Origin of the sequence: Serratia sp. 506_PEND, from assembly GCF_001076875.1 — a bacterium.
GTDB lineage: Bacteria > Pseudomonadota > Gammaproteobacteria > Enterobacterales > Enterobacteriaceae > Serratia > Serratia marcescens.
In genome coordinates, this window is the sequence record NZ_JVEL01000497.1 from 26,862 (window position 1) to 44,502 (window position 17,641).

The 17,641-nt window shown below is 62.7% G+C and carries 16 protein-coding genes; 12 read left to right on the plus strand and 4 right to left on the minus strand.

What is annotated here, in order from left to right:
• The first annotated feature begins 76 nt into the window (after positions 1-76).
• Entirely contained in the window at positions 77-1,030 is a 954-nt protein-coding gene (locus tag ADK28_RS20200; RefSeq protein WP_016928337.1) for a VirK/YbjX family protein, read from the plus strand.
• A gap of 14 nt (positions 1,031-1,044) precedes the next feature.
• On the opposite strand, the gene ADK28_RS20205 is transcribed toward ADK28_RS20200, so the two are convergent.
• Positions 1,045-2,703 (minus strand): ATP-dependent endonuclease, encoded by a 1,659-nt coding sequence (locus tag ADK28_RS20205; RefSeq protein ID WP_033640824.1) that lies wholly within the window; start codon positions 2,701-2,703, stop codon positions 1,045-1,047.
• 187 nt (positions 2,704-2,890) lie between these two features.
• Between ADK28_RS20205 and ADK28_RS20210 the strand changes: the two genes are divergently transcribed.
• The 5 genes from ADK28_RS20210 to ltaE all read left to right on the plus strand — a co-directional run bounded on the left by ADK28_RS20210 (position 2,891) and on the right by ltaE (position 9,686).
• Positions 2,891-3,787, plus strand: a complete 897-nt coding sequence (locus ADK28_RS20210) for a lysine exporter LysO family protein (protein WP_004928363.1) — start codon at positions 2,891-2,893, stop codon at positions 3,785-3,787.
• A gap of 179 nt (positions 3,788-3,966) precedes the next feature.
• The gene (hcp, locus tag ADK28_RS20215) at positions 3,967-5,616 is read left to right on the plus strand and encodes a hydroxylamine reductase (RefSeq protein WP_048796500.1); all 1,650 of its coding nucleotides are present in this window, start codon (positions 3,967-3,969) and stop codon (positions 5,614-5,616) included.
• 56 nt (positions 5,617-5,672) lie between these two features.
• Positions 5,673-6,674, plus strand: a complete 1,002-nt coding sequence (gene hcr / locus ADK28_RS20220) for an NADH oxidoreductase (protein ID WP_048796501.1) — start codon at positions 5,673-5,675, stop codon at positions 6,672-6,674.
• A 198-nt stretch (positions 6,675-6,872) separates the two neighbouring features.
• Positions 6,873-8,594 carry a ubiquinone-dependent pyruvate dehydrogenase gene (poxB, locus tag ADK28_RS20225; RefSeq protein WP_016928342.1) on the plus strand — a complete coding sequence of 574 codons (1,722 nt, stop codon included), beginning with the start codon at positions 6,873-6,875 and terminating at the stop codon, positions 8,592-8,594.
• 75 nt (positions 8,595-8,669) lie between these two features.
• Entirely contained in the window at positions 8,670-9,686 is a 1,017-nt protein-coding gene (gene ltaE / locus ADK28_RS20230; RefSeq protein ID WP_048796502.1) for a low-specificity L-threonine aldolase, read from the plus strand.
• 29 nt (positions 9,687-9,715) lie between these two features.
• Here the strand turns inward: ltaE and ADK28_RS20235 are convergent, their stop codons facing one another.
• Positions 9,716-10,063, minus strand: coding sequence for a DUF1294 domain-containing protein (locus tag ADK28_RS20235; protein WP_033640827.1), 348 nt, complete (start codon positions 10,061-10,063; stop codon positions 9,716-9,718).
• A gap of 150 nt (positions 10,064-10,213) precedes the next feature.
• Here ADK28_RS20235 and ADK28_RS20240 point away from each other — a divergent pair, with 150 nt between their 5' ends.
• The gene (locus ADK28_RS20240; protein WP_048796503.1) at positions 10,214-11,653 is read left to right on the plus strand and encodes a DUF2867 domain-containing protein; all 1,440 of its coding nucleotides are present in this window, start codon (positions 10,214-10,216) and stop codon (positions 11,651-11,653) included.
• 158 nt (positions 11,654-11,811) lie between these two features.
• Positions 11,812-12,822 carry an NAD-dependent epimerase/dehydratase family protein gene (locus ADK28_RS20245; RefSeq protein WP_004928393.1) on the plus strand — a complete coding sequence of 337 codons (1,011 nt, stop codon included), beginning with the start codon at positions 11,812-11,814 and terminating at the stop codon, positions 12,820-12,822.
• Here ADK28_RS20245 and ADK28_RS20250 read toward each other — a convergent pair whose 3' ends face one another.
• A complete protein-coding gene (locus ADK28_RS20250) occupies positions 12,823-13,659 on the minus strand; it encodes an N-acetylmuramoyl-L-alanine amidase (protein WP_016928349.1) in 837 nt (278 codons plus the stop codon).
• A gap of 187 nt (positions 13,660-13,846) precedes the next feature.
• Here ADK28_RS20250 and ADK28_RS20255 point away from each other — a divergent pair, with 187 nt between their 5' ends.
• Entirely contained in the window at positions 13,847-15,328 is a 1,482-nt protein-coding gene (locus tag ADK28_RS20255; RefSeq protein WP_048796504.1) for a DUF3300 domain-containing protein, read from the plus strand.
• 49 nt (positions 15,329-15,377) lie between these two features.
• Here ADK28_RS20255 and ADK28_RS20260 read toward each other — a convergent pair whose 3' ends face one another.
• Positions 15,378-15,701 (minus strand): heavy metal-binding domain-containing protein, encoded by a 324-nt coding sequence (locus ADK28_RS20260; protein ID WP_004928400.1) that lies wholly within the window; start codon positions 15,699-15,701, stop codon positions 15,378-15,380.
• Between the two features lie 159 nt (positions 15,702-15,860).
• Between ADK28_RS20260 and ADK28_RS20265 the strand changes: the two genes are divergently transcribed.
• From ADK28_RS20265 to ADK28_RS20275, 3 genes are all read left to right on the plus strand, one after another.
• Positions 15,861-16,403, plus strand: a complete 543-nt coding sequence (locus ADK28_RS20265) for a lipoprotein (protein WP_033640830.1) — start codon at positions 15,861-15,863, stop codon at positions 16,401-16,403.
• Between the two features lie 262 nt (positions 16,404-16,665).
• Entirely contained in the window at positions 16,666-17,394 is a 729-nt protein-coding gene (gene artP, locus ADK28_RS20270) for an arginine ABC transporter ATP-binding protein ArtP (RefSeq protein ID WP_142590589.1), read from the plus strand.
• A gap of 32 nt (positions 17,395-17,426) precedes the next feature.
• Positions 17,427-17,641 (plus strand): transporter substrate-binding domain-containing protein (locus tag ADK28_RS20275; RefSeq protein ID WP_048796506.1); only part of this gene is annotated, 215 nt, incomplete at its 3' end.

Here is a 17,641-nt window from a genome sequence, read left to right on the forward strand (position 1 = left end):
TACAGTTCAGCATTGAACTCCCGTTTAGTGAAACCTTGATGAAATAACGCCATTCAACACAGCCAAGGATTTCATCATGTCACAGCTCAGCTACCCACTCGCCTCCGCCCGGCCGCTTAACGGCTGGCAACTGATGACGGCGCTGATCAATGGCGAAAAGGCACCGAGCAACGCCTGGAAAAAAACCTCGTTTCGCCTGAAGTTTCTCGGCCGTTCGCTGCTCAACTGGCGCACCACCAGCGGCCTGCTCAGCACCCTGGCCAGCAACCCGCTGCGGGAGGAGATCCTGAGCGCGCAGCCGAACCTGCCGTGCAAGCTGCATCGCCCCTACCTGGCGGCCAACATGAGCAAGATCGAATGCCTGTTCGCCCTGCGCGATCATTACGATCTCATCGTGCAGCGCATGCCACTGAAGATGCGTCTCGGCCACCTCGGCCCACAGCCTTTCGTGCTGGCCCGCGCGATGGGCAAAAACGAAGCGCCGATCGCGCTGGAACTGGCGGCGATCGACAAACTGAATAAGGAAGGGGAAGCCACGCTGCTGCTGCGCAACGCCAACGGCGTGATGCTGGCGGAAATCACCTTTGCGCTGATGCATTATCAGCAGCAACCGACGCTGTTCATCGGCGGCCTGCAGGGCGCGAACCATGAGGTGCCGCACGCCGAGATCCAGCACACCACCAAGGAGTGTCACGGCCTGTTCCCTAAACGGTTGGTGCTGGAAGGCATTTGCACGCTGGCGCGGCATCTCGGCATCCGCCAGATCGTAGCCGTCGGCAATGCCACCCATATCTATCAAAACTGGCGTTACCAGAGTAAGAAGAAGGGCCAACTGCACGCCGATTACGATCAGTTCTGGCTGTCGATGGGCGCCAAACCGCTCGACAGCGGCTATTTCCTGCTGCCCGAGCGCATCGCCCGTAAACCTATCGAAGAGATTGCCAGCAAGAAGCGCGCCGAGTATCGCCGTCGCTATCAGCTGCTGGACGCGCTGGAACAGGAATTGGCGGCGCATTTCTGCGCCCGATGACGCCCGGCGGGCTGTCAGTCCGCCCGGCCGCGCGCCAGCCAGATTACCCGTGAGAACATTTTCTTCAGCAGCGGCGGCACCGAGTCCGTGCCCCATTCGCCGGCCTGCATCGCGACCTCAATCGCCAGATCCGGTTTCGACGAGTGATGAACCGCTTTCAGGATCACCTTGCGCACCGGCATCTGCGCGTTGATCGGCACCGACGCCATTCGGTGATAGACCGGGGCGAACCCTTCACGGAACATGAAGTGTTCCATGTCCGGCGCCGGCAGCGCGGTCAGCCGATCGCGTTCGTTGTCTTCATGATTGTCCAGCAGGCTGCGCACGGTGTTGGCGTACTTTTTGCCTGCCTCGTCGCCGTCCACCAGCGCATGCCACTCGATGCCCATGCGGCGGGCGAAGCGCAGCAGCGGCTTCAGGCCGCACTGGGCGAATTCGATGACCCTCACCCCTTCCGCCTCGAAATGATAGCCGCACTGGCGCGCCAGCTCGTTCAGCAGCCACACTTCGGTCTCGCCTTCCACCAGCAGCCAGCAGCGCGCGAACAGCGACGACGGCCGGTTGAAACGAATGTGAAACGCGATGCGCCGCCCGTCTTCGGCGCTCAGCCCGCGCGGCCCAAGACGGTAGGTCGCAACCCGCCCCGACTCGCGCACCAGCCGGCAGACGTGCTCCACCGGCACCAGCGACACCAGTTCGCTGGAGTTGGTGGTGGTGATGCGCTGCAGCGGCAGCTGATTGAGCAGCCCCCAGGCCACCGACAGCATGATCGGGTGCAGGCGAGTTTCCGGGTCCTCCACCAGCAACAGCGGCCGGGCATGGGGATCCAGCTTGACGTCGCCCTTGGCCTGCAGCAGGGTGGAAAACATGCCCAGCAGGATCAGGCGCATGCTGCGGCTGTTCGGCTCGGCCACCATGCGGTTGATGCCGTCCAGCGCGCGCCAGGCGTCCTGCTCCGGTTCACCGCCGCGGCGGCGCGGCCGCGTCACCTGCGAACTCTGCTCGGCGAAATAGTGCTCCAGCAGCTGCTGCATCGCCGCCAGCCCCTGGCGCAGCTCACCGTTGGTCAGCTTCTGCGGATTGCGCACCAGCTCGCGCGTCAGCTGATCCAACTGTTGCGCCAACGCCTGGGTATCGGGTTTGCGTTCATCGCCGAGGCTGCTGGGGCGCAGGCGACGAATAAAGCGCGCGTCGCGCAGGCGCAATACCGGATGGATCCGGATAATGGCGTGGGCCAGTTGTTCGATATGGTGCAGTTGAAAGGCGTTGCCGTCGGCGTCGAGAAAACCGCGCCAGGTGCACACCGTGCCGTCGTCGGCCAGCTCGCCCTCGCAGCGGTAATGAATGCGGCTCAGGCCATCTTCGCCCTTGACCCACAGCGGCGTCAGGTGGCGATAGCGCGGCAGGTGCGCATGGCCGATGTCTTTTTCGCAGAAGGTGAACACCACCTGCAGGTGGCGCTCTTTGGCTGACTCTTCACCGGGGGGGAAATGGAAATCGTGCGCTTCAAACCGATACAGCTTCTGCTCCGGCGCCAGCAGCAGCGTCAGCGCATCCAGCAGGCTGGATTTACCCCAGGCGTTTTCGCCGAGCAACAGCGTGTTGTCGTCCAGCATCAGCGACAGCCGATTAATGCCGCGAAAACCTACAATTTCGATACGCTCCAAGAACATCCGCCGCCTCCCGTGCGCGCCGTCGCCTCTTCAATGAGGCGACCTTCACAGAGCATGGTCAAAAAACCCCTTGCAGGTCAAGCGGCCAGCGTCAAATCTGCCGCTTTACTCCGGCCGGGCTTTTGGTTAGCGTGTGCTCCTCGCCGCCGTTCGGCGCGCCTCAAAACTCAAGGACACAAGCTGCACCATGTACTCAGGACTGTTGATTATTCTGTTACCGCTGATTGTCGGTTACCTCATTCCCTTACGCCATCGCCCGCTGCTGGTGCTGATCAACCGGCTGCTCAGTTGGATGGTGTACGTGATCCTGTTTTTCATGGGCATCAGCCTGGCGTTTATGGAAGATCTCAGCAGCAATCTGGTGCTGATCTTCCAGTACAGCGCGGTGTTCTTCTTCTGCATTCTCTGCGCCAATCTGCTGTTGCTGGCGCTGCTGGAGCGGCGCATGCCGTGGCGCAGCAGCCATAAACAGGAAAAGCTGCCTTCGCGCGTGCACATGGCGCTGGAGTCGCTCAAGCTGTGCGGCGTGGTGCTCGGCGGCTTCCTGCTCGGCCTGACGCAGTGGCAATGGCTGCAGTTCGCCCATAAAGGCAGCGAATATGCGCTGATCTTCCTGCTGTTGCTGGTCGGCATTCAACTGCGCAACAGCGGCATGACGCTGCGCCAGATCGTGCTCAACCGCCGCGGCACGCTGGTGGCGTTGGTGGTGACCGTCGCGTCGCTGGCCGGCGGCGCGCTGGCGGCGCAGCTGCTGGGGTTGCCGGTCAAGGCCGGGCTGGCGATGGCCTCCGGCTTCGGCTGGTACTCGCTGTCCGGCATTCTGATCACCGACGCCTATGGCCCGGTGATGGGCAGCGCCGCGTTCTTCAACGATCTGGCGCGCGAGCTGGTGGCGATCATGCTGATCCCGACGCTGGTGCGCCGCAGCCGCTCCACCGCCCTCGGCCTGTGCGGCGCCACCTCGATGGACTTCACCCTGCCGGTGCTGCAGCGCAGCGGCGGGCTGGACATGGTGCCCCCCGCCATCGTCCACGGCTTCCTGCTGAGCCTGCTGGCGCCGGTGCTGATCGCCCTGTTCTCCTGATCCTTTCCCCTGGGGGCCGCCCGGCCCCCAAAGCGTAATAATTCCCATCCGCACGGCAAAATTGCGCTAAATCAAACTTGCCCGCAGTAGTCGCACAAAAGCCTTTTGCAACCCCGATCGCCGATCTATGCTTTTAAACAAGCATTACAAATGCAACTTTAAAATAAAAGGAAGCGACTATGTTCTGTGTGCAATGTGAACAAACCATCCGTACCCCGGCAGGCAACGGCTGCGCGTATGCTCAGGGCATGTGCGGCAAAACGGCGGAAACCTCCGACCTGCAGGATCTGCTGGTGGCGGCGCTGCAGGGCCTCTCCGCCTGGGCGCTGCAGGCGCGTTCGCTGGGCATCGTCGACCACGAGATCGACAGCTTCGCCCCGCGTGCCTTCTTCTCCACCCTGACCAACGTCAACTTCGATTCCCAGCGCATCATCGGCTACGCGCGGGAAACTCTGCTGCTGCGCGACTCGCTGGCCGCCCGTTGCCGGTTGCTGGATGCCGGCGTACGCGTCGATCACCCGATGGCGGCCCTGCAGCTGGCCGGTGACGATATGCCTGCGCTGCTGCAACAGGCGGCGCAGTTTGCCCTCAACAGCGACAAGGCCGAGGTCGGCGACGACGTACACGGTTTGCGCCTGCTGTGCCTGTATGGCCTGAAAGGCGCGGCGGCCTATATGGAACACGCGCACGTGCTCGGCCAGTTCGACGAGCAACTCTATGCCGACTACCACGCCTTTATGGCCTGGCTCGGCACCCGGCCGCGCGACGTCGACACCCTGCTGAACAACGCCATGGGCATCGGCAAGATGAACTTCAACGTGATGGCGATCCTCGATCGCGGTGAAACCCAGGCCTACGGCGATCCGCAGCCCAGCGCGGTCAACGTGCGCCCGGTGGCCGGGAAAGCCATCCTGATCTCCGGGCACGATCTGAAAGATCTGCGCATGCTGCTCGAGCAAACCGAAGGACAAAACGTCAACGTCTACACCCACGGTGAAATGCTGCCGGCGCACGGCTATCCGGAACTGAAAAAATTCAAGCATCTGGTGGGCAACTACGGCAGCGGCTGGCAGAACCAGCAGACGGAATTCGCCAAATTCCCCGGCCCGATCGTGATGACCTCCAACTGCATTATCGATCCTAACGTCGGCAACTACGGCGATCGCATCTGGACCCGCAGCATCGTCGGCTGGCCGGGCGTCAACCATCTGGAAGGCGACGACTTCGGCGCCGTGATCCGCCAGGCCCAGGGCATGAACGGTTTCCCTTATACCGAGATCGAGCACCTGATCACCGTCGGCTTCGGCCGCCAGACGCTGCTGAACGCCGCCGATACGGTGATCGATCTGGTGTCGCAGAAAAAACTGCGCCACGTCTTCCTGGTCGGCGGCTGCGACGGCAGCCGCGACGAGCGCAGCTACTTCACCGACTTCGCCCGCAGCGTACCGCAAGACTGCCTGATCATGACGCTGGCCTGCGGCAAGTACCGTTTCAACAAGCTGGACTTCGGCACGCTGGAGGGGTTGCCGCGCCTGCTGGACGTCGGCCAGTGCAACGACGCCTACTCCGCCATCATGCTGGCGGTCAAGCTGGCGGACACGCTCGGCTGCAGCGTCAACGAGCTGCCGCTCAGTCTGGTGCTGTCGTGGTTTGAACAGAAGGCAATCGTCATACTGCTGACGCTGCTGTCGCTGGGGGTGAAAAACATCGTCACCGGCCCGACCGCGCCGGGCTTCCTGACCGACAACCTGATGGCGATCCTCAACGAGAAATTCGGCCTGCGTCCGATCACCACCGTCGAGCAGGATATCGCAGCGCTGCTCGCCTGATGCCATTACGTTATGGGGCCGCCTGCGCCGGCCCCTGTGTTTTTTGAGGTGCCCCGATGACTCAACCCACTCCGCTTTGCCCGAACCGCATGCAGGTGCATTCCATCCAGCGTGAAACCGCCGACGTCTGGACGCTGAACCTGATCTGCGACGTTTTCTATCCTTACCAGGCCGGCCAGTTCGCGCTGGTCAGCATCCGCAACAGCGAGGAGACGTTGCGCGCCTATACGCTCTCCTCCTCGCCCGGCCAGAGCCGCTTTCTCAGCATCAGCGTGCGCTGCCTGCCGGACGGCATCGGGTCGCGCTGGCTGACGCAAGAGGTCAAGCCCGGCAACACGCTGTGGCTGTCCGACGCGCAGGGCGAATTCAGCTGTGAGCGCCACCCGGCCGATCGTTATCTGATGCTGGCGGCCGGCTGCGGCGTGACGCCGATCGTCTCGATGTGCCGCTGGCTGACCGCCAACCGTCCAACCTGTGATATCGCCGCGATCGTTAACGTGCGCACACCCGCCGACACGATTTTCGCCGATCAGTGGCGCGCGCTGTGCGCCGCCCATCCGCAGCTGCGCCTGACGCTGATGGCCGAGCAGGATCTGCAACTCGGCTACCTCAGCGGCCGCATCGATGAACAGACGCTGCGGCAGGCCGCGCCGGATATCGCCGAACGCACGGTGATGACCTGCGGCCCCGCGCCCTACATGGACCACGTGGAGCAGCTGTGTCGCCGGCTCGGCGTGCCGGCCGAGCGTTTCCATAAGGAGCAGTTCCACACGCCGACGGCGCAGGCCGATGCCACCGAAGGGCTGACGCTGCGCGCCGCCCGCCCGCTGCGCGAATTCCGCGTGCCGGTCGGCAGCACCCTGCTGGCGGCGATGGAGGCCAATGCCCTGCCGGTCAACGCCGCCTGCCGCGCCGGGGTGTGCGGCTCGTGCAAAACCCGCCTCCTCGAGGGCGACTACACCACCACCAGCACCATGACGTTGAGCGCGGAAGAAATCGCGCAGGGCTACGTGCTGGCCTGCAGTTGCCAGCTAAAGGGCGACGTCACGCTGGCGTGATCCCTAGCCCCATCGCCGCGATGGGGCATTTATCGGCAAGTTCCCCGTGGCCAGCCCGGTTACACTTTTCCCCGTCCTACGCTCTTTACCCTTCCTGACCGCATCTCGTCCACAGCCGGTAAGCTATGCTTGCAGTTGTTCTGCTGCCACTCACCGGATCGAGTCCACATCGTTTTTCAAACCATGTTTGGGGGAACCATGAAGCAAACCGTAGCCACACTGATCGCCAAAACGCTGGATCAAGCCGGCGTAAAACGCATTTGGGGCGTGACCGGCGATTCGCTCAACGGCCTCAGCGACAGCCTGCACCGCATGGGCACCATCGAATGGCTGGGCACCCGCCATGAAGAGGTGGCCGCCTTCGCCGCCGGCGCCGAAGCCCAGCTCACCGGCCAGTTGGCGGTGTGCGCCGGTTCCTGCGGCCCCGGCAACCTGCACCTGATCAACGGCCTGTTCGACTGCCACCGCAACCATGTGCCGGTGCTGGCGATCGCCGCACACATCCCTTCCAGCGAAATCGGCAGCGGCTACTTCCAAGAAACCCATCCGCAGGAGCTGTTCCGCGAATGCAGCCACTATTGCGAACTGGTCTCCAACCCGGAACAGCTGCCGCGCGTACTGGAGATCGCCATGCGCAAGGCGATCCTCAATCGCGGCGTCTCGGTGGTCGTCTTGCCGGGCGACGTGGCGCTGCGCATGGCGCCGGAAGACGCGACGCTGACCTGGCATACCCCGGCGCTGCCGCTGGTGCAGCCGCCGATGAGCGAGTTGAACAAGCTGGCGGAAACGCTGAACAAGGCGAAGAACATCACCCTGATGTGCGGCAGCGGCTGCGCTGGCGCGCACGATGAAGTGGTCAAGCTGGCCGAGCTGCTGCAAGCGCCGGTGGTGCACGCGCTGCGCGGCAAAGAACATATCGAGTGGGATAACCCCTACAGCGTCGGCATGACCGGGCTGATCGGTTTCTCTTCCGGCTACCACGCGATGATGAACGCCGACACGCTGGTGCTGCTCGGCACCCAGTTCCCCTATCGCGCGTTCTACCCCACCAACGCCAACATCATTCAGATCGACATCAACCCCGGCAGCATCGGCGCGCACTGCCCGGTCAATATGGCGCTGGTGGGCGATATCCACACCACCCTCACCGCCCTGCTGCCGCAGCTGGAGCCCAAGCGCGACCGGGCGTTCCTCGACAAGGCGCTGGAGCATTATCGCAATGCGCGCAAGGATCTCGACGGGCTGGCGACCGCCAACGACGACCAGCCGATCCACCCGCAGTATCTGGCGCAGCAGCTCAGCCACTATGCCAGCGACGACGCCATCTTCACCTGCGACGTCGGCACGCCGACGGTGTGGGCCGCCCGCTACGTGAAAATGAACGGCAAGCGCCGCCTGCTCGGTTCGTTCAACCACGGTTCGATGGCCAACGCCATGCCGCAGGCGATCGGCGCTCAGGCCACCGCGCCGGATAAACAGGTGATCGCCATGTGCGGCGACGGCGGCTTCACCATGCTGATGGGGGACTTCCTGTCGCTGGCGCAGCTCAAATTGCCGGTGAAAATCGTGGTGTTCAACAACAGCGTGCTGGGGTTCGTGGCGATGGAGATGAAGGCAGGCGGCTACCTGACCGACGGCACCGATCTGCATAATCCGGACTTCGCGGCGATCGCCAACGCCGCCGGCATCAAGGGCATCCGCGTGGAAAAAGCCTCCGATCTGGACGGCGCGCTGCAGGAGATGTTGGCGCACCCCGGCCCGGCGCTGCTGGATGTGGTCACCGCCAAGCAAGAGCTGGCGATGCCGCCGCAGATCAAGTTCGAACAGGCGAAAGGCTTCAGCCTGTACATGCTGCGCGCCATCATCAACGGCCGCGGCGACGAAGTGGTCGAGCTGGCGAAAACCAACTGGCTGCGCTAAGCAAGCTGCCCCGGTGAAATAAAGGGTATATGATGCCATGTACCCTTTTCCTCTCCCTTATATTCCAGGAACCCTATGCTTATCGATCTACGCAGCGACACCGTTACCCGCCCCAGCGCCGCCATGCGCCAGGCGATGGCTCAGGCAGAGGTCGGCGACGACGTCTACGGCGATGACCCGACGGTCAACGCGCTGGAGGCCGAGGCGGTGCGCCTGTCAGGCAAAGAAGCGGCATTGTTTCTGCCCAGCGGCACCCAGGCCAACCTGGTGGCGCTGCTGAGCCACTGCCAGCGCGGCGATGAATACCTGGTCGGCCAGCAGGCGCACAACTACAAATACGAAGCCGGCGGCGCAGCGGTGCTGGGCAGCATTCAGCCGCAGCCGATCGAGGCTGACACCGACGGCACGCTGCCGCTGGACAAGCTCGCCGCCGCCATCAAACCCGACGATATCCACTTCGCCCGCACCCGGCTGCTGAGCCTGGAAAACACCATCAGCGGCAGAGTCTTGCCGCAGGCCTACCTGCAGCAGGCGTGGCAATTTACCCGCGAGCGGCAGCTGGCGCTGCATATCGACGGCGCGCGCATCTTTAACGCCGCCGTGGCGCTGAACCTGCCGCTGAAAGAGATCGTGCAATACTGCGACACCTTCACCATTTGCCTGTCAAAAGGACTGGGCGCGCCGGTCGGATCGCTGCTGTGCGGCAGCGAAGCCTTCATTCAGCGCGCGCTGCGCTGGCGCAAGATGACCGGCGGCGGGCTGCGTCAGGCCGGCATCCTGGCGGCGGCCGGTCTCTACGCGCTGGAGCATAACGTTGCGCGGCTGCGCGAAGACCATGACAACGCGGTCTGGCTGGAGCAACAGCTGCGGCAGATCGGCGTGGAGATCGCCGCTCCCGGCGCGCAGACCAACGTGCTGTACCTGCGCCAACCGCCGGCGCTGGCGGCCAAATTCGGTCCGTGGATGCGCGAACGCGGCGTGCTGATCAGCAGTGGCCCGCTGACGCGCATTCTGACCCACCTCGACGTCAGCCGTCAGGATCTGCAGCGGGTGGTCGAACTGTGGCGGGAGTTTCTTCAGCAGCACGCCTGATCGCCAGGGGCGCAGGCCGCGCCCCGCAATCAGAAGATCCAGCGGCCGTAAACCCAGTACCACAGCCCCAGCACCGCCGCCAGATTGAGCGCCACGCTGAGGATGAACCAGGTTTTAAACGGCTGCTTCTGGGTTTTGTGGCGAAACAGCTGCTGCGCCAGCAGCGCGCCCAACCAGCCGCCCAGCGCGCCGAACAGCAACAGCGTCGCCTCCGGCACCCGTCGCCACCCTTTGCGCGCCGCCAGCTTATCGCCGCCGTAGATCAGAAACGTCAGCAGGTTGGCCAGCAACAACCACATCCACACCGGATGCGGCGAGAACAAACTGGCGATCAGCGCCAGACCCAGCAGGGCGTAACAAATCACATTGAGCTTCATGGCATCCGGTTTTTCGTGCGATAAGGGGCGCGTAGTGTGAACCTGCGTCAGGATGGATGCAACCGACTTATACCCATACAAAATGTGCATTTAAACCCTGAATTTGGCATCCTGTCGTTCTGCCAATCCTCTACCGCACAAGGCGGCCCGATGACACCCCAACGCGTACTGGTTCTTGGAGCCAGCGGCTATATAGGCCAGAACCTGATCCCGCACCTGATCGAACAGGGGCACCAGATTACCGCCGCCGCACGGCGCATCGAGTGGCTGCAGGAGCAGAACTGGCCGCAGGTCAACTGCCTGTATGTCGATTTGTACCGCCCGGAAACTCTGAGCGCGGCGCTGTGGGAAATCGATACGCTTTACTATCTGGTGCACGCGATGGGCGACGGCGACGACTTTATCGAGAAGGAACGCCAGGCGGCGGAAAACCTGCGCGACGCGCTACGCAATGCCGGCGTCAAACAGGTGATCTTTCTCGGCGCGCTGCAGCCGAACGACGACAGTTCGCCGCACCTGGCGGCCCGCCGTCTGACCGGCGAGATCCTGCGCCAGAGCGGTGTGCCGGTGACCGAGCTGCGCGCCGGCATCATCGTCGGCCCCGGTTCGGCGGCGTTCGAAGTGATGCGCGACATGGTCTATAACCTGCCGGTGCTGACGCCGCCGCGCTGGGTGCGCTCGAAGTCGTCGCCGGTGGCGCTGGAGAACCTGCTGGTTTACCTTGCCGATCTGCTGGCGCACCCGGCGGAGGAACACCGCATCTTCGACGTCGCCGGGCCTGAATACCTCAGCTATCAGGATATGTTCAAACGCTTTATCGCCATCAGCGGCAAGCGGCGCTGGCTGATCCCGATCCCCTTGCCGACGCGACTGATTTCAGTGTGGTTCATCAGCCTGATCACCTCGGTGCCGACGCCGATCGCGCGCGCGCTGATCCAGGGCCTGAAGCACGATCTGCCCGCCGACGGCAAACCGTTGCAGGCCCTGATCCCGCAACGTCTGCACACCTTCGATCAGGCGGTCACCGCCACGCTGCAGCGCGAACTGGAGGNGGTCGATTCCGCCGACTGGGGCTACGATCCGGCGGCGCGGGCCCGCTGGCGCCCCGGCTACGGCTATTACCCGAAACAGGCGGGGTGTTCGCTCGACACCGCCGCCTCCAGCCAGGCGCTGTGGCAAACGGTGCAGCAGTTGGGGGGCGAGGAAGGCTATTTCTACGCCAATATCCTGTGGCGGGTCCGCGCCCGCATGGACGACATGATCGGCAACGGCGTGGTCTATGGCCGCCCGGCGCGCGCGACCCTGGCGCTGGGTGACGAGATCGACGGCTGGAAAGTCATCACGCTGAAGCCGCTGCGGCAACTGGCGCTGCTGTTCGGCATGAAGGCGCCGGGGCTGGGGCGGCTGAGCTTCACCATTACCGATCGCGGCGATCGCCGCACCCTGGACGTGCGCGCCTGGTGGCATCCGGCCGGCTTCAGCGGGCTGCTGTATTGGTTCGCCATGATGCCCGCACACCTGTTCATTTTTCGCGGCATGGCGAAGCGCATCGCGACACTGGCCGAGAACCTGGACCGCCAACAGCGCTGAATGCCGTTCATTTGTCGATCAACCGCACAGTTTGCCGCTGTGCTTCGGGGCTTTCCGATTGCATAGCGCACGAAATCACGGAAGAATGGCATCTTATTTGCTGGGAGCGCCGCAAGCGCCCGCCGGTATTCCGATTTTGGGTGAGAATAGAGTCCGTTATGAAGGTATTGGTCACCGGAGCCACCAGTGGGTTAGGCCGTAACGCCGTTGAATATCTGCGCCGCCAGGGCATCAAAGTGCGCGCCACTGGCCGTAACCAGGCGATGGGCGGCCTGCTGGAAAAAATGGGCGCGGAGTTCATTCATGCCGATCTCACCAACCTGATCTCTTCGCAGGCCAAGGCGATGCTGGCGGACGTCGACGTGCTGTGGCACTGTTCCAGCTTTACCTCGCCCTGGGGCACCGAAGAAGCCTTCGAACTGGCCAACGTCCGCGCCACCCGCCGCCTCGGCGAATGGGCGGCGGCCTATGGCGTGGCGCAGTTCATTCACATCTCTTCCCCGGCGATCTATTTTGATTACCACCATCATCGCAACGTAACCGAAGACTTCCGCCCGCAGCGCTACGCCAATGAGTTCGCGCGCAGCAAGGCCGCCGGCGAGCAAGTGATCCAGCAGTTGGCGCTGTCCAATCCGCAGACCCATTTCACCATTCTGCGCCCGCAGGGATTGTTCGGGCCGCACGACAAGGTGATGCTGCCGCGGCTGCTGCAAATGATCAAACGCTATGGCAACCTGCTGCTGCCGCGCGGCGGCGCGGCGATGGTGGACATGACCTATCTGGAGAACGCGGTGCACGCCATGTGGCTGGCGACGCTAAAAGAAGACACGCCGTCCGGCCGCGCCTACAACATCACCAACCAGCAGCCGCGTCCGCTTCGCACCGTGGTGCAGCAGCTGATCGACGATTTGGGCATGAAGTGTCGCATCCGCTCCGTCCCCTACCCGATGCTCGACATGATGGCGCGCGGCATGGAGCGCCTGGGCAGCAAAAGCGAAAAGGAGCCGGTGTTGACCCACTACGGCGTCGCCAAACTCAACTTCGACCTCACGCTCGATACCACCCGCGCGCAGCAAGAGCTGGGCTATCAGCCGATCGTCTCGCTGGAAGAAGGCATCGCGCGCACCGCCCGCTGGCTGAAAGATCACGGCAAACTGCACGGCCTGTAATCAACGCCACGCGCCGTACTTCACCAGCAGCGCATCGATAATCGCCTCACTCTCTGCATCCGGCTCACCGCGCACATCGTCGGGCCGGAAATGCATCTGAAACGCCGCCAGCACATTTCGCTGCTGCCGCGCATCCCATGACGCATCAACCGCGTAGCCGTAACGCGCCAGCTTATCGAGCAGCGGCGTCATCGGCACCGGCGCATGGCGATCGCGCCCCGCCAGCAAACGCTGCACGTCTCGTTCGTCCGGCCAGGCGCCGATGCCGGCCTGCGCCAGCTGCCGCCAGGGGAACAGCGGGCCGGGATCCTGTTTGCGCTGCGGCGCGATGTCGCTGTGCCCCACCACGTCCTGCGGCTGGATGCCATAGCGTTGGATGATGTCGCGGCTCAGCGGGATCAGCACGGCGATCTGCTCCGCCGTATAAGGCTGCCAATGGGTGAACAGCATGCTGCGGGTGAACCCCTTGTTGACGATTTCGATACCGATCGAGGTGTCGTTGAGGTTGCTGCGGCCGCGCCAGGCGCTGGCGCCGGCATGCCAGGCGCGCATCGCTTCCGGCACCAGCCGGTACACCGTCGGTTTGCCGTGTTCGCGCTGCGGATGCGCCGGCAACAGGTAGTGCGCGCTGACGTGTTCATCGGTCAGCGTTTTCAGCGATGAATGAAAGTCTTCCGCCGTATAGTGCATCACCAGAAAGCGAATGCGCCGATCGGCGCCCTGCGCCTGGTGCAGCGTCTCGAGCTGGTAAGCGCCGCGATCGACGAGCGTGTCCTGCTGCGGATTTTGGCACCCCGCCAACAGCGCGGCGGCGATGATCCCTGGCCAAATTTTCACTTATCCTCCTGATTGGCGTCCGTGAGAGATGTAACGCGACGCGATTGACCTGTATCCAATCATCACGTTCGTCGAGAAATAATGACAGACAACGCCGATGTGCAAGCGAGTGTTGCTCCCGACTGGCGGCCTTTCCCGCCCATGATAGTCTCAAAGTATCATCTGCGCCGAAAGAGCGGAGTCGAACATGTTCACGCCACGCTATCTGTCCTGGTTGCTCTGTGCCGCCATGCTGCCGCTCAGCGGCTGCGATCGGCAAAAAGTCGCTGACGCGATGGGCGGGAGCGCGCCGCCCTCGGCTGCATCCGCCGCCAATGTGAGCGCGCCGGCCTATACGCCGCTGACCGCCGACCAGCTGTACCAGTTGGTCAGCCCGGTGGCGCTGTTCCCCGACAAGCTGCTGGCGCAGGTGTTGACCGGCGCGGGTTATCCTGACCAAATCAGCGCCGCGGATGCCTGGCTGGCGCAAAACCGCGGGTTGCAACCGGCGGCGCTCAGCTCAGCGGCCGACGCTCAGCCTTGGGATCCCAGCGTGCGCGGCCTGGTGCAATTCCCCGACGTGCTCGATCAAATGGCGAAAAACATCCCCTGGACCACCGCCCTGGGCAGCGCCTACCTGAACGATCCCACCGACGTGATGAACGCCATTCAGGTGATGCGTCAACGGGCGGCCAGCCAAGGCACGCTGAAAAACACCCCGCAGCAGCGCATCGTCGTGGCTCCCACCACCCGTTACGTTGAGCGGCAGCCCTATCGCCAGCGCGTGGTGGCGGCGCCGGGCGAAACCATCGTCATCGAACCCAGCCAGCCGGATACAGTTTACGTCCCGCATTACGATCCCTGGGTGGCCTACGGCACGCCGATCCCAGCTTATCCGAGCTATCGGTATCAACCTTCGGGCTACAGCGGCGGCGACATGTTGGCGGCCGGCGTGATCAGCTTCGGTGTCGGCATTGCGGTCGCCTCATTGTTCAATCAGCACAACAGCGGCTGGCACAACTGGGATATGCGCTGGGACGATCGACGCCAACCAGTGGTCTACCGCGATGCGCCCTACGTATCGCATTCCACCACCGTGGTGAATCGCGTCACCAACATCAACCAATATAACAACGTGAACAATGTGAATCGCAGCATCCATACAGTGAATAACTACAACAATACGACCGCCGCGCCGACGCCGCATTTCAACCCGCCGACGCCTAACGCGCAGCCGCGTGTCGCGCCTGCGGCCCATGCGCCGATGCCCCTGCCGACCTTTGCGCACACCCAGCCGGTAGCGGCCGCGCCGCACGTGCAACAGTCGGTCAACGCGCCCCATGTGCAACAGCCGAGGAGCATGCCGACGTTCACGCATACCGCGCCGGCGGCGCCCCACGCGCAGGAGCCGATGGCCGTGCATGCTGCGCCGGTGCATCCATCCGCCGTGCACCCCCAGGTTCAGATAGTGCCGCACGTCGTTCAGCCGAGGGCGCGCGAACCGGCCGCAACGCTGCATCCGGCGTTAGTGCGCCCGGCACCGGTGCCGCAAGCGCGCATCATGCCGCATCCTGCCCCGGCGCCGCAGATCCACCAGCCGTCCGTTCAGCCGATGCCGCATCGCCAAGCGCCGGCGCCGGTGAAACCGCAGGAACACCGCCCGATCGTCGAGCAGCACAAGGTGGGATGAACCTACAGGATGTCGCCCCGGCGAAACGGCCGGGGCGCGGAGAATGGCGTTAGCGGCTGACTTTCACCGCGGTGCCGCTGACGGTCACCATCAGCATGCTGCCGTCTTTGCCAACGGTTTCATAATCGATATCAATGCCGACCACCGCGTTGGCGCCCAGCTCTTTTGCCTGATCTTCTAGCTCTTCGAACGCAATCAAGCGCGCCTTGCGCAACTCTTTCTCATAAGCGCCCGAGCGGCCGCCGACGATATCACGCACGCCAGCGAAGAAATCACGAAAAATGTTGGCGCCGAGGATCGCTTCGCCGGTGACGACGCCGCAATATTCGGTAATGGTGAACCCTTCCAGGGTCGGGGTAGTTGAAAGCTGCATCAGAATTCCTTGTTTGATTAATTCAACGTATCTATGACCAGAAGATTGGCGTTATGTTCGCTTAATCAATGGCACGCAGTACGAATGCAAGGCCAAAAAACGCATTTATACTGTAAGCTATTGGTCTTCATGGTAGAGACTTTCACATAAGGTAATAAGATGAAAACAAAAACGATTGCGGCTGTTTTACCCTTAGCGCTGTTGCTGAGTGCCTGTACCACGGTGGAACCGGCATACAAGGATATCGGCACCCGCAGCGGCAGCTGTGTGGAAGGCGGCCCGGATACGGTCGCGCAAAAGTTCTATGACCTGCGCATCCAGCAGGGCGCCGGCCTGCCGGACAGCAACCGCCTGGCGCAGCTGCAGCCCTATCTGAGCAAAGTGCTGTATCAGGATCTGGCCAGCGCCGCTCAAAACCCGGGCAAGCACCGGATAACCGGCGATCTGTTCTCCGGCAATGCGCAAGGGCCAAGCAACGCCTCCGTCGCCAGCGCCTCGACCATTCCTAACACCGATGCGAAGAACATCCCGCTGCGCGTTGATCTGAGCTACCAGAAAGACGCCAACAGCACCGTGAACTGGCAAGACGAAGTGCTGATGGTGCGCGAAGGCACCTGCTGGGTGGTTGATGATATTCGCTACCTGAATGTTCCAGCGCACGCCACCAACGGCAGCGTGCGCCAGGTGCTGGAAAACCAGTAACCCGCCTTCCCCGGCCGACGCGGGCTTGCCGCGTCGGTCATCCCCGCTGTCCGCCGCCGCTCAAATTTCGTCCAATAGAAAAAATTTCGCTACCGATATCACAGCCTGCGCCACAAATCCCCTCCCTCGGCTTGAGTCGCGGTATCTTGTGCTAATCTTTTACTGTCCCGCCGCACACTCATAAATTTTAACGCACAAAGATTGCATAAGTATTCTGTGGAAGTTAACATTTGCGGCATCAATGTCTATTCAATTCTGGCGCATGAGTATTCAACTTAACGGTATCAATTGCTATTACGGCGCTCACCAGGCGCTGTTTGACATCACGCTGGATTGTCCAGCCGGGGAAACCCTGGTGCTGCTTGGCCCAAGCGGCGCCGGGAAAAGCTCATTGCTGCGGGTGCTGAACCTGCTGGAAATGCCGCGTTCGGGCCAACTACAGATCGCCGGCAACCAATTCGACTTCAAACAGGCGCCGGGCGAGAAAGCCATTCGCGAACTGCGTCAAAACGTCGGCATGGTCTTCCAGCAATACAACCTGTGGCCTCACCTCACTGTGGTTCAGAACCTGATCGAGGCGCCTTGCCGCGTGCTGGGTCTGACCAAGGCTCAGGCGATGGAGCGCGCCGACAAGCTGCTCAAGCGTCTGCGCCTGACCGACTTCGCCGATCGCTTCCCGCTGCACCTTTCCGGCGGCCAGCAGCAGCGCGTGGCGATCGCCCGCGCCCTGATGATGGAACCTCAGGTGCTGCTGTTCGATGAACCGACCGCGGCGCTGGATCCGGAAATCACCGCTCAGATCGTCAGCATCATTCGCGAACTGGCCGGCACCGGCATCACGCAGGTGATCGTCACCCACGAAGTGGAAGTGGCGCGCAAGACCGCCAGCCGCGTGGTGTACATGGAAAACGGCCACGTGGTGGAGCAAGGCGACAGCAGCCACTTTGCGCAGCCACAGACCACCGAGTTTGCCAACTACTTATCACACTAACAATTAACTTGCTGTAATTTGGGGATTTTGCGATGAAAAAACTAATAATCGCCGCCGTTCTGGCCGGCATCAGCGTTTCCGCCTCCGCAGCCGAAACCATCCGTTTCGCTACCGAAGCCTCCTATCCTCCATTTGAATTTATTGACGCCGGCAACAAAATTCAGGGTTTTGATGTCGATCTGGCCAACGCGCTGTGCAAAGAGATGCAGGCCGAGTGCACCTTCACCAACCAGGCGTTCGACAGCCT

Coding starts and splice junctions, on each gene's coding strand:
- ADK28_RS20235 (WP_033640827.1), bottom strand. CDS start 10,063: ATGAAGCTCAATGTGATTTGTTACGCCCTGCTGGGTCTGGCGCTGATC.
- ADK28_RS20200 (WP_016928337.1), top strand. CDS start 77: ATGTCACAGCTCAGCTACCCACTCGCCTCCGCCCGGCCGCTTAACGGC.
- ADK28_RS20260 (WP_004928400.1), bottom strand. CDS start 15,701: ATGCAGCTTTCAACTACCCCGACCCTGGAAGGGTTCACCATTACCGAA.
- ADK28_RS20255 (WP_048796504.1), top strand. CDS start 13,847: ATGTTCACGCCACGCTATCTGTCCTGGTTGCTCTGTGCCGCCATGCTG.
- ADK28_RS20205 (WP_033640824.1), bottom strand. CDS start 2,703: ATGTTCTTGGAGCGTATCGAAATTGTAGGTTTTCGCGGCATTAATCGG.
- ADK28_RS20265 (WP_033640830.1), top strand. CDS start 15,861: ATGAAAACAAAAACGATTGCGGCTGTTTTACCCTTAGCGCTGTTGCTG.
- ADK28_RS20210 (WP_004928363.1), top strand. CDS start 2,891: ATGTACTCAGGACTGTTGATTATTCTGTTACCGCTGATTGTCGGTTAC.
- ADK28_RS20245 (WP_004928393.1), top strand. CDS start 11,812: ATGAAGGTATTGGTCACCGGAGCCACCAGTGGGTTAGGCCGTAACGCC.
- hcp (WP_048796500.1), top strand. CDS start 3,967: ATGTTCTGTGTGCAATGTGAACAAACCATCCGTACCCCGGCAGGCAAC.
- ltaE (WP_048796502.1), top strand. CDS start 8,670: ATGCTTATCGATCTACGCAGCGACACCGTTACCCGCCCCAGCGCCGCC.
- hcr (WP_048796501.1), top strand. CDS start 5,673: ATGACTCAACCCACTCCGCTTTGCCCGAACCGCATGCAGGTGCATTCC.
- poxB (WP_016928342.1), top strand. CDS start 6,873: ATGAAGCAAACCGTAGCCACACTGATCGCCAAAACGCTGGATCAAGCC.
- artP (WP_142590589.1), top strand. CDS start 16,666: ATGAGTATTCAACTTAACGGTATCAATTGCTATTACGGCGCTCACCAG.